The organism is Dokdonia ponticola, assembly GCF_042653865.1.
Lineage (GTDB): Bacteria > Bacteroidota > Bacteroidia > Flavobacteriales > Flavobacteriaceae > Dokdonia > Dokdonia ponticola.
In genome coordinates, this window is sequence record NZ_JBHSFV010000001.1 from 270,370 (window position 1) to 285,489 (window position 15,120).

Here is a 15,120-nt window from a genome sequence, read left to right on the forward strand (position 1 = left end):
ATGAGTACGGTATTAGAAGCAAAACATATCAATAAATATTTCAGAAAGCCTACACTATTTCATGTGCTTAAGGATATTAATTTTAAGATCAATAGAGGTGATTTCACTTCTATCATGGGAAAATCAGGATGTGGAAAATCAACCCTGCTTTATATTCTCTCCACAATGGATTCTGATTATGAAGGGCAACTATACTTAAACAATGAATTAATCACTGGAAATAGTAGGCAAAAAATATCGTATATAAGAAATAAGCATATTGGCTTTGTATTTCAGTTTCATTATTTATTATCAGAATTTTCAGTGTTAGAAAATGTAATGTTACCCGCTAAGAAATTAGCAGAAAAGTCATATGAAGAAATTGAATATGATGCCATGCAGAAACTTACCATTTTAAATATAGATCATCTAGCAAAAAAGCGGGCTTCTCGAATTTCTGGAGGTGAAAAACAGCGTGTAGCCATCGCAAGAGCACTCATAAATAATCCATCTATTATTATGGGTGACGAACCTACTGGAAACTTAGATAGTTACAATGCTGATAACGTATTCAATATTTTTAAAAGATTATCTGATGAGGAGGGGTTATCCTTACTAATTGTTACCCACGATCAAGATTTTGCCAATCAAACAGATCGAATTATACAAATGAGTGATGGAAGAATTATTGAATAGGTATATATTCACAGCATCCACAAATAGTTTTAAATTAATAATAAAGGTATTAGGAGCAATACAATGATTATTTTTTATAGATTAGAGGTTATTATTCAATCAGTATTAATTAAAATAACACTATGAACTCAGAACAATTAGAAGGAAAATGGAAACAAGTAAAAGGAAAATTTAAAGAGAAGTATGGTGATCTTACAGAAGATGATATGGCCTATTCAGAAGGCAAATTTGAGCAAATGCTAGGAAAACTACAAGAAAAGACTGGAAAGAAAAAAGAAGAATTAATAGCTGAAATAGAAAAGCTATAAGTTTCCATGTATTTAGTAAAAGTAAAAAGGCAACCATAACTAGACTGAAAGTCTGGGACTTTAAACCTTTTTGAAATCAATAAAAAAAGCCTAAAATCATCAGATTTTAGGCTTTTTGTCGGGGTGGCAGGATTCGAACCTGCGACCTCCGCGTCCCAAACGCGGCGCGATAACCGGGCTACGCTACACCCCGAATTGGTTATCAATATATCGTTTTGCACCTCTCTTTTTTATTTTTTTCTCTAAAATCATTGCTTCAGATCTAGATAAAACTTCAATTTGCAAAACTAACTTCCAAGGCGAACCATTTTTTGTAGATGGAACAATGCCTAGGTTATGTCTTCTCAATCTTTCTTCAATATTTGCAGTTTGACCTACATAATATTTTGAACGTTTTTCGCTATATAATATATATACGAACATATCTTCTTGTCTGGGTGGTCACGCTTCAAGCGTGACGACCTCCGCGTCCCAAACGCGGCGCGATAACCGGGTGGAGACTAGCCACGCTATAAGCGTGGTACACCCCGAATTGGTGTTTGCGGGTGCAAATATACTATTAATTTCTAGTTACAAAACAATATTCGTATAAATCTTTTACTAAAATAAAATAAGAGCCTTCTACATGTCTTTTTATCACGAGATATCCGCTTTCGCGAAAGCGAAAAAAACATTAACCACCAACAAGAGGAAACTCTTATGGTATTTTTACTAAGTACGCTTTCGCGAAAGCATACCCAACCAAAACCAAAAAAGAATAACACCTATCTGAAAAAGAACTAAAACACTCTCTGAAACTAAAAAAAAGCACCTTCTCTCTCTGAGGGAAGGTGGATGCATCGAAGAGAATGAGATGTAGACGGAAGGGAGATGTTCACATTCTAGTTCTTTTAGTTATCTTACAGCTTTCAAATTTTACAAGTATGAGACTTCTCTTCCTCTTTATTCTATGCATAGGAGCTACGGCTATCGCTCAAAAACCCACTTTTGGGAAAGGATCTATTGAACACCAAGAAAAAATAATGACCTACCGGATTTTAAAACCTGTTAATTTTGATGAGTCAAAACAATATCCGTTACATATTTTCTTGCATGGTTCTGGAGAACGTGGAGATGACAACGATGCACAGCTCAAACACGGGGGTGATTTATTTATAAAACAAAGTGCTAACTATCCTGCGATAGTTATTTTTCCACAATGCCCCGCTGAAGATTATTGGGCACAGGTAACTATTAAAAGAGATGACAAAAGAGACACAAATGTGTTTAGTTTCCCAAAAGACAGTGAACCTACCTGGGCAATGAGTGCTGTCATGGCGTTGCTTGATGAGTATTTAGATAAAGAGTATGTCGATCCTAGTCGTGTATATGTAAGTGGGCTTTCTATGGGAGGTATGGGTACTTTTGAACTTCTTGCGAGACGACCTGATGTATTTGCAGCAGCCACTCCTATCTGTGGTGGTGGAAATACAGAAACAGTGTCAGAATGGGCGATAGAAACTCCTGTTTGGATTTTTCATGGGAATGAAGATAAAGTAGTCCCTCCTATCTATTCTAAACTCATGTACAAAGCTGTTTTAAAGACAGGCGCAAAACCCAAATTAACACTCTATGATCACGTAGGTCATGCTAGTTGGGGACGTGCGTTTGCCGAGAAAAATTATTTTGCTTGGATGTATAGTAAAAAAAGAAAAACAAGGTCTTAAGAAATATGTGTAAAGAGAGCTTATTTTACCCTATTATAAGGTCTTCATTTTACGTACATTTGTGCAGCAAAATTTGACACAAATGAAAAACACTGCATTAACCGCAATACATGAAGCATTAGGAGCAAAAATGGTCCCTTTTGCAGGATATAATATGCCTGTATCATACGAAGGCGTAAACGCAGAACATGAAACTGTTCGCAAAGGCGTTGGCGTTTTTGATGTATCTCACATGGGTGAATTTCTCATCACCGGAGAAAAAGCATTAGACTTTTTACAATACATCTGCTCTAATGACATTTCTAAGATAGGCGTTGGCGGGGCACAATACAATTGTTTACCAAATGAAGACGGCGGGATTGTAGACGATCTCATTGTCTACCGTATTAAAGAAAATGAATACTTAGCGGTTGTTAATGCATCCAACATAGACAAAGATTGGGCGTGGTTTAATAAGCACAATACACATGATGTTGTCCTTAAAAATATCTCTGAAGACTTCTCTTTACTAGCCATCCAAGGTCCAAAAGCTGCCGAAGCGATGCAGTCACTTACCGATACTGATCTATCTACCATCAAATTTTACACCTTTCAAGTCGGTCCTTTTGCAGGTGCTGAAAATGTAATTATAAGTGCTACGGGTTATACTGGAAGTGGTGGTTTTGAAATCTACTGTCATAACAAGGATGCAGAAATGATCTGGAATAAAGTCTTTGAAGCAGGTGCCGGCTGGGGAATCAAACCTATCGGACTTGCAGCTCGTGATACGTTGCGTTTAGAAATGGGATATTGCTTATATGGAAATGACATCGATGACACTACGTCTCCGCTAGAAGCCGGTTTAGGGTGGGTCACCAAATTCACCAAAGACTTTGTGAACAGCGAAGCGCTTAAAGCGCAGAAGGAAGCAGGAGTTACCAAAAAATTAGTAGGTTTTGTTCTGGATGAACGAGGAATCCCACGTCAAGGATACGATATTGTAGATGACAATGGCACCAAGATTGGTCACGTAACCTCAGGAACCATGGGACCTTCAGTTGAAAAAGGAATTGGCTTAGGATATGTAGAAACTGCTCATGCTAAAGTAGATTCAAAAATTAACATACAGATACGCAAGAAAGCAGTCCCTGCTACCGTTGTAAGACCACCTTTCTATAAAGGATAATTTGATATACTATACGAAGCAGATCGAGAATGAATACTAAATTCCTGATTTGCTTCGATTAAAATTCCCCCAGTTATCGCTTACAAAAAATCAAAAGATAAAGTCCTTATTCTAGGTGCCTCTGGATTCCTAGGTGCTGCGCTATACAAAGAGTTATATCGCTATTATGATACCTATGGCACCTATCATTCTGGGAAAATCTACAGTGACAACAAACACTTTTTCAGATACGATCTCATCGCTGATGATATTTTTGAATTGCTTAAAAAGCTCAAGCCATCGGTGATCATCTCGGCACTAAGAGGACCTTTCCCAGATCAGTTGGAGGCACACCAACTCATGACAGAATATGCAGCCCGTAGTGGTTGTAGAATTGTGTTCTTATCGAGTGCCAATGTCTTTGATGCGTTCTCTCACTACCCGAGTTATGAGAATGACAAGACACTTTCTGAAAGCATTTATGGGAAACTAAAAATACGTATTGAGACCTTACTCATGCGCCATCTGCCCGAAAAGCAATATGCCATTGTACGACTACCCATGGTCTTTGGGGCGCAATCATCACGGGTACGCGAACTCAAAAACAGTTTATTGTTAGGAGAGCCCATCGAAGTATTTCCGCATTTGATTATCAATACAACCACAGATTCCAAATTCAGTCAGCAACTGCATTATATCATTAACAGGAAGCTATATGGTATTTTTCACCTAGGAAGCACTGATTTGATTCATCATAAGGAGTTCATACACGATCTGATTACCATGTTTGAAATCAATCGCCCTCCTATTTATAAGAATGTATACACGAGTAATTTTGACCGATACCTAGCCGTATTACCAAGAGACAACAAACTCCCTAAACATTTGGGTATTACCAATGAAGAAGTGGTGGCGGGGAGTCAGAAGTCTTAGTGAGTTGGAAGTCAGAAGTTGGAAGTGGGGAGTTTTTGTGATTTAAGATTTTACGGAATGTGAGGTAATTTTAATGGTTTAATGGAGTAATGGTTTAATGAAGTAATGGTTTAATGGAGTAATGGCTACTGCTTACTGCTTACTGGATGCGAGAGTAATTTCAATGATTTAATGAGTTAATGGTTTAATGGAGTAATGATTAAATGGAGTAATGGCTACTGCTTACTAGATGCGGGATGCTGATGAAATAAAAATGTTTTATTCCTACTTCTGAAATCACAAATCTCAAAATTCAAAACTCTTTTCTCTATATTCTATACTCCATATTCTACTTTCGTTTTTCCACTTTCATTTTCCGCTTTCATTTTTCCGCTTTCAAGGAACATAGTGACGTAGAAGTTTATGCTGAGCGGAGTCGAAGTACGAAAGCGAAAACAACCTGAATAGAATTTTATATATACATATCGTATTTCATCAGTGAAGGAACTGCTATTTGACGAGTCATTATTGGAAACTCATCATAAAATAAGTAGGTTTGCTAAAGCTGAAAATAGCAATAACCTTTTGAAAAATGAAAAACGCAACTACCAACTGGACCTCTTGTCCAGAATGTTACGGGCAAGGCAAAAAAAGCCGACGGTTGCGTAAGAAAGTACGTTTAAGTTACCAACGAGCATTAGAACACTACAAAAAAGAAGGCAAAGGCTCGCCACCTATGCGTCCTCAGCCATCGCTATACACCTGCCCTAGCTGTAAAGGTTCTGGATTAATCCCTGCGCCTCATCCTCCTATTGCTGATACAGAAAACTATCCACATATTGCGATTATTGGAGGCGGTATCGGAGGTGTTGCACTAGCCGTTGCCTGTCTGCACCGCGGGATTCCGTTTACACTTTATGAACGCGATCAAAATTTTGATGCACGATCCCAAGGCTACGGACTTACCCTGCAACAAGCGAGTAAAGCCATGGAAAGCTTTGGTCTCTTTTCTCTAAAAGAAGGCATCGTATCTACCAGACATGTAGTGCACACCACCGAAGGAACCATTATCGGGGAATGGGGCATGCGAAAATGGACACAAACCGATTCGAAGAAAACTCCAAAACGAACCAACATACACATCGCTCGCCAATCATTACGGTTGGCATTACTCGAACAACTCGATGGTCACACGCAGGTGCAATGGGGACATCAATTCGTTGATTTTTGTATAAAAAAAGATCAGCGTTTAGAATTGAACTTTCATGTAAACGGACAGCAAAAAACCACCAAAGCTGATCTTATCGTGGGTGCAGATGGGATTCGGAGTTCGCTACGCACCAAATTAATCGGTGAAGAGGTGACTCCTTTACGCTATTTAGATTGTATCGTGATATTAGGAATTTGTCCGTTGCGAGCACTAGAAAATATAGAAAGTGATGTATTGGACTCCGCTACGGTATTTCAAACTGCCAATGGTCATGAGCGTATCTACATGATGCCCTATTCGTCTGATGCTATCATGTGGCAGCTTAGCTTCCCAATGACTGAAAAAGAGGCTAAAGCCTTAAGTGCAAAAGGACCAAAAGCACTCAAAGAAGAAGCGTGTCGCCGAACTCCCTGGCACGATCCTATTCCTCAAATTATAGAAGCCACTCAAGAAACACATATTTCTGGCTATCCTGTGTATGATCGCGAACTCTTACGCCCCGAATTATTAGAAAATGCAGGACCTATAACACTTATCGGTGATGCCGCGCATCCTATGAGTCCGTTCAAAGGACAGGGTGCCAATCAGGCGCTATTAGATACCTTGGCACTGGCGCGTGCAATTTCAAAAGGCTGCCGACCGTCCTCCAACTGGAGAGAGACGGGATTAAGACAAGCTGTATTAACCGCTTTTGAATCTAAGATGATTGCCCGAAGTGCCTCCAAAGTAAAAGATTCTGCCGCTGCGGCTCAGTTTTTACATTCTGATATTGTGTTACATGAAGGCGATGAACCTCGAGGACGCTATTTGAAGAAGAAAGAGTAAATTGAAATCGAAATTGAAACTAAAAAATCTCAAAATCCAAAAAATCAAATCTCAAAAAAAAATCTCCCACTTCCCACTCCATACTTCATACTTCATACTTCATGCTTCATGCTTCATGCTTCATGCTTCTAGAAAAAACAAATTCCAAATCTCAAATCCCAAAAAAACTCCCCACTCCCCGCTTCTGACTTCAAACTTCTAGCACCCAACACCCAGCATCTAGAAAATCTCAAAAAAAACAAATTCCAAATCTCAAATCCCCAAAAAAACTCCCCACTCCCCGCTTCTGACTTCAAACTTCTAGCACCCAGCACCCAGCATCCAGCACCCAGCACCCAGCACCCAGCACCCAGCACCCAGCATCTAGAAAATCTCAAATCTCTTCAGTCATTTTAAAAACATATAGATTCAAGGTCCCCTGTCTATTAGCGATTATATGGATTTTCACTGATCCAATGAAAACCTCTATTTATTAATAAAAAGTCATTTTCATCCATGGGTCTGGCTTGACCAGAAATCGTATCATTTTTATGGATATACTTAAATTCTAATGTTTTATCAGCTCTTCTGTACTTGAAGTCAAAATAATCCGAACTATTATCCAAAGAAGAAAATCTAATATTTTGGAGTGTCGTATCTACTGCTACGTTGTAATAAACACTTTCCTTATTCATTTTTTGGACTTGTACTCTTCCCTCTTTTTCAAAGCGCATATTTTTCCAACGGACGTCACTCTTGTAGTCTACAAGCGTATCTCCATTAACCACATAATCGGTTACTTCATAAACGCCATATAATGCTGGTTTAGGATCATTTAATCCATATCGTTCTTTAGACTGTACAACATTATAAAGCCCATAACCTAATGCATTTGCGACTATAAGTGCTTTGACAACATATAAACCAATACGAATTCCTTTTTTCAGTTTAGGACGCTCTATTAATGTTAAGCGCTCTAGAGGTTGATTCGTTACTAAGAATTTCATCACCTTCTTGATATCGCGAGATAGAAGAAATAGTGTCATGAGCACCAAATGTGTGGATAATATCTTAACAGGAACATCAAAAAAGTAGTTGACCGCCATCACATTCAAGGCTGTCATTAACGTAATAATCGCTCCAAATGTCAAAGTGCGTCTAAATAGCAATAAGCCTGCACTCACCTCAGCAATCCCCATAAACAAATTATACCCTTCTGAAAATCCTAAAAACGTCCAAGCCAATCCCATAGGAGAAGATTCTCCGTAAGTTTCCATAAGCCTATAAAAATTGGGCGCTGAAAACTGTAACTGAATCACTTTCACCAAACCATAACTGATAAGCATCAACCCTACATAGTAACGTATTCCTGTGGTAAGCCAATAATATAGGTTTTTATAATTAGCACGTTTTCTATCTAAAATCGACCAAATCAAAGTACCTATTGAGGCTACAGTAAAAGTGATAAAAATAACCAGATAGTCATATGTGGTATCGCCACTTCCATTAGGCCCTGTATTAATATCATATGGAATTCCAACAATAACTTTACCTGACCAAGTAGCTAATTGTTGCATGAGTTCAACAGGTTTTTGATCTATAAGACCAAAAAACGGATATGCGCCATTATTTTGAAAAAGGATAATAAACAAAAAATAGATGCATAAAAATCTAAATCCAATTTTTGATAGTCCTGACCACTTGTCCTCTTCTGTAGAAGATGTATAGGTCATAAAGATAAAAAGTAGTAAAAAAAGATATAATAGACATACATAGATTCCTATATAAGGAAGCATTGCTTCTGTATTTCCTGTATCTTTTGAAATCCCTTTTCCTTCTATTAAAATTGAATAATCACCATCTACCCGATCTTCACTATTACTGGATGTAAATTCTCTCACGAACGTACTATTGTCTGAAGAAATCCCTGGACTCCAGGCTGGAATAATACGATCTGTTACTTTCGTTTCAAAACTAGCGTTCTTAATAGCTACAGGTTGATATTCTCCAGTAGCATCTTCTATATATAATTCAAATTTATCGAAGAAAAATTTCCCATTATTCATACATATACCGCCAAAAACCAATCTGTCAGATCTAGCATCTATAGTCCCTTCAATGCTATATGATGCCCACGTATTAGAGGTTATAGGTCTATCTTGCATATTATCGAAAAATCCACTTCCTTGTTCTGGTTTGTTATCTACCCTTGCCCAAATCCCCGCCCATGCTTTTTCATCGCTTTTTGCTACTTTTGCATATCCTACAACTTTAAATTTCTTTATAGTGTCTGCTTTTACCTCTATAAATTGAGAAAATGAGGTCCAATCTCTGGAAACCTCTTTTATATTTTGGCTGTAAATCGATAAGCTAAGTAGTGTTGTAAAGAGGAGTATAAGTATTTTTTTCATTGGTATGGTGGTTGTTTATAAAATCAAATATATCAAACTAAAATTTTTACAAAAGATAGCGCATCAACTGTTATATATATTTTAACAGATGGTGTATTAGGGTTTTAAAAAACAACATCTCTTGATAATTCTAGTTTTGTTTTAAAAACGTCCCCGCTTTCGCGAAAGCAACACCAGCATATATACTACTACTTTGCTAAAAAAACCTAATACCTCACGGGATACTGAAATCGAAACTGAAGTTGAAGTTGAAGTTGAAAATTTCAAATCATAAAAAAATCAAAATCTCAAATCTCAAAAAAACTTCCCACTCCCCACTTCAGACTTCCAGCATCCAGCATCCCGCATCCCGCATCCCGAAAAATTCATAAATCTATTCTCAAGAAACATCGCAGAGCAGAAATGTATCCTGTATACGCTTTCACGTAAGTGAAGTTTATACTGAGCTCGACGAAGTACGAAAGCGGAAAAACAATGACTCTCTTAATAGAGTATTAAAATCAGCTCTTTCCTATCATAAATCCTCCCTACTCATTCCTTTTTTTCCTACTTTTGACAAAAGCTTTACACAGGAATGCAGTTTAAACATCCAGAATTACTTTACGCTTTATTTTTACTGATCATCCCTATTCTCGTTCACTTATTTCAACTTCGTAAGTTTCAGAAAGAGGCGTTTACCAATGTGGCTTTCCTGAAACAAATAAGCATCCAAACCAGAAAAAGTAATACCATCAAAAAATGGCTTGTATTACTCACCCGTCTGGGGATTATTGCGATGATGGTACTGGCGTTTGCACAGCCTTTTTTTACACAAAGTGACACAGCAACCAAAGAAAAAGAGACGGTTATCTATCTAGACAACTCCTTTAGTATGCAAGCCAAAGGACCCTCTGGACAATTGTTTAGAACTGCGCTACAAGACCTCATTACCAATATTCCAGAAGAGGAAATCTTTACCTTGTTGACCAATACAGAGACGTATAAAGACATTTCGATTAAGAATACGCGTAATAATTTACTGCAATTGGACTATGTGGCAGCGCAGCTCACACCCAGTGCAATTGCACTAAAAGCGCAAAAGGAATTTAGTTCCAATCCTGCTACCGAGAAGCAACTGATTGTGATTTCTGATTTTCAAGACAAAGGACAATCACAAACCATAGACCTAGATAATGTCTCCCTTCATTATGTACAAGTGCGTCCCGTGATTGAAAACAATATCGCGATAGACTCTGTGTATCCTGTCCAATCCGAAACCAATCAATTAGCACTCATAGCGACGCTCTCCACGCAAGAACGAAGAGAAACCAATGTGCCTGTCTCTTTGTACAACGGTGATCAACTCATCGCAAAAGCCACCGCTTCTTTTAATGAAACTACAGAGACACAAGTGGAGTTTGATATTGATAGTCAGGCGAATTTTAAGGGAAAACTTACCATAGATGATCCGTTGTTGGCTTTTGATAATACCCTTTATTTTAACACAAACACGGTGCAAGCTATCAAAGTCCTTTCTATCAATGAAGCAGATCATGGGTTTTTATCTCGGATCTATACCGCTCCTGAATTTGCATACACCGCCACCGATCTCAATTCGCTAGATTATAGTAAAATTCCTGATTATAACTTTATCATTTTAAATGAGGTAAAAGCCCCTTCACAAGCACTCACCAATGCGCTGAATGACTTTGTGACCAATGGCGGGAGTGTATTATGTATTTTAAACGAAAATGGGGAAGCCTCTAGCTATACTTCGCTCTTAGCACGTTTAGGAGGCTTACAAGTAGGCAATTTGTATAAAAGCGGGCGTCTAGTCACGACCATTAATTATGATCATCCCTTGTATCGTGCTGTTTTTGACAGTCGCATCAAAAATTTCCAATACCCGTCTGTAAGTAGTGGGTTTGCGATTGCAAACGGAGAAGCCATTTTAGACTTTGAAGATGGAAGTGCTTTTATCACGGGAAAAGACAACGTATATGCCATTGCTGGCGGATTGAATACCACTAATTCTAACTTTCAAAATTCGCCATTAATTGTCCCTACGCTGTATAATATGGCAAAGCAAAGTCTCTCCTTGCCTACCTTATATTTTACCAACGGAGTTCCGAACACTTATGATATTCCTGCCGTTTTGCAAGAAGATGGGATTTTGGCACTGGCACACCTAGAAACACCTGACAAAACACAGATTCCGTTGCAACGTACCTTTGGCAATAAAGTCACGATTACCACCCAAGAACAACCTGAAAAAGCGGGGATTTATAACGTCTTAAACAAGGACAACATTCTCCAGCAAATAAGCTATAATTACGATAGAGACGAGAGTGTGTTACGTTATCAAAACCTACAAGCCACAGAAGGCGTAAGTTACAATACCTCTGTCGCTACATTATTTGACACGCTTAAAGAAGCAAACAGTATCCAATCGCTTTGGAAATGGTTTGTTATTTTTGCATTGGTATTCTTAGTATTAGAAATGCTTATCTTAAAATTCTTTAAATGAACGCACTCATAAAAGCGGCCACCATTATTGATAGTAAAAGTTCGCACCACGGCACTACTGTTGATATTCGTATTAAGTACGGAAAAATCAGATTGATTGGGCAGAATTTATCTCAAGAAAAAGGCGAGAAACTCATTCAAAAAGAAAATCTATATGCCTCTCAAGGTTGGTTTGATAGCAGTGTGAGCATCGGGCAACCGGGATATGAAGAACGTGAGACCATCGATAATGGGCTGACCGTAGCTGCCAAAAGTGGTTTTACAGGCATTGCGATTAATCCAAATACATACCCTATTTTAGATACGAGTTCTGATATTACCTTTGTCTCAAAAATGGGCGAAGGTCATGCCACGAGTATCTTTCCTATAGGTGCGCTTACGCGAAATAGTGAAAGCGTGGACCTCGCAGAGTTGTATGACATGCAACAATCGGGCGCCGTTGCTTTTGGAGACTACCAACGCGCTGTTTCCAATCCGAATCTTTTGAAAATTGCCTTGCAATACACCCAAGGATTTAACGGCCTTGTACTTTCCTTCCCACTAGAAGATAACATTGCAGGCACAGGAAAAATGAATGAAGGCATTACCAGTACAGGCATCGGACTCAAAGGCATTCCTGCGATTGCCGAAAGTTTACAGGTCGCAAGAGATCTACATATCCTAGAATATACAGGCGGGAAATTACACATCCCTACCATTTCTACCGCCGCTTCTGTAGCACTTATCAGAGATGCAAAAAATAAAGGACTGGATGTAAGTTGTAGTGTGGCAATTCACAATCTATTTTATACAGATCAGGCGTTACTTGATTTTAATACCCATTACAAAGTCCTACCTCCGCTTAGAACTCAAGAGGATATAGATGCACTCATTGCAGGGATCAAAGACGGGACGATTGATATGGTGACAAGCGATCACAATCCGTTGGATATAGAACGTAAGCAAGTGGAGTTTGACAATGCTGCTTTTGGAACCATTTCACAAGAAGCTACCTTTGGCGCATTACTCACGCTCGTGAGTGAGAAAAAAGCCGTACAGCTTTTAACCAACGGTCGCGAACGATTTACCCAAACCTCCTTTCCTATTGAGAAAGACACGGACGTCAATCTTACGTTATTTACGACCAAAGGCAGTTATACTTTTGGTCAAGAGCATATTTTATCAAAATCTAAAAATGCCTGTTTTCTCGGAGCAAGACTCAAAGGGAACGTCTTCGGAATCATGGCAAATCAAAAAATAGTACTCAAATAACCATGGACGAAAATACCATCTTTGAAGGAAAAACAGCCGCAGCATTAAGTTACATCACTTTTGTAGGCTTGATCATTGCCTATTTTATGAATAGCGAACCTAAAAACCCATTTGCGGCATTTCATATTAGACAATCGTTAGGGCTTACATTGAGTTATTTTCTGATTATGATCCCGTTGAGTATGTTGGATATCCCGATGGCTTCCGTCGGATTCTTTATTGTCTTTTTTGTTTTATGGCTGTATGGGATTATCTCTGCTTTTCAAGGACATGTGCGTCCATTGCCTTTGGTAGGGGCTTTTTATCAAAAGGTGTTTACGCAGAAGTAACTCTTCGAATTTTCATTGTAGAAAAGTAACCATTAAAAAATTTCTTACGACTCAACAAGTAGACTAATGCATACTTTATGAAAACACCTACTTCTGACGAAAAAACAACTGCAATTATTGCTTACGTCACCTTTATTGGTTTGATCATAGCTATGGTGATGAACGATGCTCAAAGAAGTAATTTGGTATCCTATCACATACGTAATATGATAGGATTATCACTTATTTCTGCTGGTTTCGGTGTATTGGGTTGGATTGGATTCCCTGGTTTGCTCTTAAGTGGTTTTGGTATTGTGTTGATGATTTTATGGTTTATAGGATTCGTTGGTGCTTTAAAAGGTGAAAAACAAGAAATTCCAGTCTTAGGAAAATATTTCCAAGATTGGTTTAAAAGCATATAAAACTCACTATTTTTATATCATCAAAAGAGCATCTCACATGAAATCACTTTCCTTAGAACATATCATCCAAAAACCCACCAAAACAGTAATAGGAAAATCGCCATTACTCTTGTTATTACACGGCTACGGGAGTGATGAGAACGATCTTTTTAGCTTTGCGTCTGAGCTTCCAGAGCACTATTTTATTATTTCGGCGAGAGCACCTATTGCCATGCAACCCTATGGAAATGCATGGTACGCTATTACTATTGATCATGAGGGTGTAAAAACTTCAGATAATGACATGGCTATCACCTCTAGAGATTTGATTGCCAAATTTATCACTGAAGCCGTTACTGCATACGACCTTGATCCGTTTAATGTGACCTTACTTGGTTTTAGTCAAGGCACGATTTTAAGTTATGCCGTTGCCCTCACCTATCCAGAGAAAGTAAAAAATGTAATTGGACTAAGTGGCTATATTAATGAAGCTATTATTGATCTAAAGTCGGCAGCCTCCTATGCGCATCTGAATATCTATAACTCTCATGGTACCGTAGACCAAGTGATTCCAATAGATGCGGCACGCAAAACACCTGGATACCTCAGCAAATTAGGTATAGAAAGTTCGCTGAGTGAATTTCCAGTGGGCCACGGTGTGCATCCTACTAACTTTTATGAGTTTAAGGAGTGGTTGCTTCAGCGATAAGGTATCTCTTAACACAATAATTCTATTGAAAACAATAGCTCCAAACACCAATTATTACCTGCTTTCGATAAAAATATTGATCTTCTTCCTATTTATACTATTCATAGTACAAGGAATAAGTCGACTACAAGATTATTATGAGTATTCTGGAATTCCTATCACAATGACCTCCTTAATTGATATTGTGACTAGTAAATCTTATTTCCGCCCAGCGTTATTATTAGTAATCCCCACGATTGGTATTTTTTTACAGGAGAAAATAGGTTGGGTTTTTATGGTTTCTTATTTCTATTTTCTTTTAACAAATGCCTTGTATCCCTTTACTAAGGAGTATGTAAATGATTATAGGATGATTCTATTTTATATTCTTATTTCTGGATTAGTAATGTTGTTACTAGTTGGTATGAACAAAAAGAGTATTCATTTAACCAAGTATCACATTCAGCGAGAAAACCTCATGCTATCCAATATCATTGCTTTTGTTATAGGTGTTTCCATGACTATTTATTTGGCGTATGCGAGAGGCTAAGAACTAAATATATTTGGATTTATTGACTTCCTACGTCTAGTTTGGTTGAGTACGCTTTCGCGAAAGCGTATACAACAAAACTTCAAAAAGATAGAGTCGCTCATCAAACAAAAAGAAAGTAGTATCTTTCTGTTCTCATTGATCATATCAATGAAGCTATTATTGATCTAAAGTCGGCAACCTCCTACGCGTACCTCAATATCTACAACTCACATATCACTGTAGATCAGGCGATTCCTATTGATGC

Annotated in this window: 14 protein-coding genes and 1 tRNA gene; 12 read left to right on the forward strand and 3 right to left on the reverse strand. The window is 38.1% G+C overall.

Annotated elements, in window-relative coordinates:
* Window positions 1-675 (forward strand): ABC transporter ATP-binding protein, encoded by a 675-nt coding sequence (locus tag ACFO3O_RS01240; RefSeq protein WP_379976713.1) that lies wholly within the window; start codon window positions 1-3, stop codon window positions 673-675.
* A 122-nt stretch (window positions 676-797) separates the two neighbouring features.
* Complete coding sequence (locus ACFO3O_RS01245; protein ID WP_379976714.1) at window positions 798-983, forward strand: CsbD family protein; 186 nt, start codon at window positions 798-800, stop codon at window positions 981-983.
* A gap of 118 nt (window positions 984-1,101) precedes the next feature.
* On the opposite strand, the gene ACFO3O_RS01250 is transcribed toward ACFO3O_RS01245, so the two are convergent.
* Window positions 1,102-1,176, reverse strand: a tRNA-Pro gene (locus ACFO3O_RS01250).
* Complete coding sequence (locus ACFO3O_RS01255; RefSeq protein ID WP_379976715.1) at window positions 1,167-1,406, reverse strand: GIY-YIG nuclease family protein; 240 nt, start codon at window positions 1,404-1,406, stop codon at window positions 1,167-1,169. The genes ACFO3O_RS01250 and ACFO3O_RS01255 overlap by 10 nt, the downstream gene beginning before the upstream one ends.
* Before the next feature lie 500 nt (window positions 1,407-1,906).
* Between ACFO3O_RS01255 and ACFO3O_RS01260 the strand changes: the two genes are divergently transcribed.
* The 4 genes from ACFO3O_RS01260 to ACFO3O_RS01275 all read left to right on the forward strand — a co-directional run bounded on the left by ACFO3O_RS01260 (window position 1,907) and on the right by ACFO3O_RS01275 (window position 6,780).
* Window positions 1,907-2,689 (forward strand): carboxylesterase family protein, encoded by a 783-nt coding sequence (locus ACFO3O_RS01260; protein ID WP_379976716.1) that lies wholly within the window; start codon window positions 1,907-1,909, stop codon window positions 2,687-2,689.
* Window positions 2,690-2,771: 82 nt separating this feature from the next.
* Window positions 2,772-3,854: a glycine cleavage system aminomethyltransferase GcvT gene (gene gcvT, locus ACFO3O_RS01265; RefSeq protein ID WP_379976717.1), complete on the forward strand. Its 1,083-nt coding sequence runs from the start codon at window positions 2,772-2,774 to the stop codon at window positions 3,852-3,854.
* A gap of 108 nt (window positions 3,855-3,962) precedes the next feature.
* Window positions 3,963-4,766: a sugar nucleotide-binding protein gene (locus ACFO3O_RS01270; protein ID WP_379977229.1), complete on the forward strand. Its 804-nt coding sequence runs from the start codon at window positions 3,963-3,965 to the stop codon at window positions 4,764-4,766.
* A gap of 571 nt (window positions 4,767-5,337) precedes the next feature.
* Complete coding sequence (locus tag ACFO3O_RS01275) at window positions 5,338-6,780, forward strand: FAD-dependent oxidoreductase (RefSeq protein ID WP_379976718.1); 1,443 nt, start codon at window positions 5,338-5,340, stop codon at window positions 6,778-6,780.
* 425 nt (window positions 6,781-7,205) lie between these two features.
* Here ACFO3O_RS01275 and ACFO3O_RS01280 read toward each other — a convergent pair whose 3' ends face one another.
* A complete protein-coding gene (locus ACFO3O_RS01280; RefSeq protein ID WP_379976719.1) occupies window positions 7,206-9,170 on the reverse strand; it encodes a hypothetical protein in 1,965 nt (654 codons plus the stop codon).
* Between the two features lie 574 nt (window positions 9,171-9,744).
* Between ACFO3O_RS01280 and ACFO3O_RS01285 the strand changes: the two genes are divergently transcribed.
* From ACFO3O_RS01285 to ACFO3O_RS01310, 6 genes are all read left to right on the forward strand, one after another.
* On the forward strand, window positions 9,745-11,676 hold the full coding sequence (locus ACFO3O_RS01285) for a BatA domain-containing protein (RefSeq protein WP_379976720.1): 1,932 nt from the start codon (window positions 9,745-9,747) through the stop codon (window positions 11,674-11,676).
* Entirely contained in the window at window positions 11,673-12,926 is a 1,254-nt protein-coding gene (locus tag ACFO3O_RS01290) for a dihydroorotase (RefSeq protein ID WP_379976721.1), read from the forward strand. Before ACFO3O_RS01285 ends, ACFO3O_RS01290 begins: the two co-directional genes overlap by 4 nt.
* Before the next feature lie 2 nt (window positions 12,927-12,928).
* A complete protein-coding gene (locus ACFO3O_RS01295) occupies window positions 12,929-13,255 on the forward strand; it encodes a DUF4870 domain-containing protein (RefSeq protein ID WP_379976722.1) in 327 nt (108 codons plus the stop codon).
* Between the two features lie 77 nt (window positions 13,256-13,332).
* Window positions 13,333-13,656, forward strand: coding sequence for a DUF4870 domain-containing protein (locus ACFO3O_RS01300; protein ID WP_379976724.1), 324 nt, complete (start codon window positions 13,333-13,335; stop codon window positions 13,654-13,656).
* 37 nt (window positions 13,657-13,693) lie between these two features.
* A complete protein-coding gene (locus ACFO3O_RS01305) occupies window positions 13,694-14,344 on the forward strand; it encodes an alpha/beta hydrolase (RefSeq protein WP_379976726.1) in 651 nt (216 codons plus the stop codon).
* Window positions 14,345-14,369: 25 nt separating this feature from the next.
* Window positions 14,370-14,873 (forward strand): hypothetical protein, encoded by a 504-nt coding sequence (locus ACFO3O_RS01310; protein WP_379976727.1) that lies wholly within the window; start codon window positions 14,370-14,372, stop codon window positions 14,871-14,873.
* Window positions 14,874-15,120 lie beyond the last annotated feature (247 nt).

Coding starts and splice junctions, on each gene's coding strand:
- ACFO3O_RS01260 (WP_379976716.1), top strand. CDS start 1,907: ATGAGACTTCTCTTCCTCTTTATTCTATGCATAGGAGCTACGGCTATC.
- ACFO3O_RS01285 (WP_379976720.1), top strand. CDS start 9,745: ATGCAGTTTAAACATCCAGAATTACTTTACGCTTTATTTTTACTGATC.
- ACFO3O_RS01290 (WP_379976721.1), top strand. CDS start 11,673: ATGAACGCACTCATAAAAGCGGCCACCATTATTGATAGTAAAAGTTCG.
- ACFO3O_RS01255 (WP_379976715.1), bottom strand. CDS start 1,406: ATGTTCGTATATATATTATATAGCGAAAAACGTTCAAAATATTATGTA.
- ACFO3O_RS01280 (WP_379976719.1), bottom strand. CDS start 9,170: ATGAAAAAAATACTTATACTCCTCTTTACAACACTACTTAGCTTATCG.
- ACFO3O_RS01240 (WP_379976713.1), top strand. CDS start 1: ATGAGTACGGTATTAGAAGCAAAACATATCAATAAATATTTCAGAAAG.
- ACFO3O_RS01305 (WP_379976726.1), top strand. CDS start 13,694: ATGAAATCACTTTCCTTAGAACATATCATCCAAAAACCCACCAAAACA.
- ACFO3O_RS01295 (WP_379976722.1), top strand. CDS start 12,929: ATGGACGAAAATACCATCTTTGAAGGAAAAACAGCCGCAGCATTAAGT.
- gcvT (WP_379976717.1), top strand. CDS start 2,772: ATGAAAAACACTGCATTAACCGCAATACATGAAGCATTAGGAGCAAAA.
- ACFO3O_RS01245 (WP_379976714.1), top strand. CDS start 798: ATGAACTCAGAACAATTAGAAGGAAAATGGAAACAAGTAAAAGGAAAA.
- ACFO3O_RS01275 (WP_379976718.1), top strand. CDS start 5,338: ATGAAAAACGCAACTACCAACTGGACCTCTTGTCCAGAATGTTACGGG.
- ACFO3O_RS01300 (WP_379976724.1), top strand. CDS start 13,333: ATGAAAACACCTACTTCTGACGAAAAAACAACTGCAATTATTGCTTAC.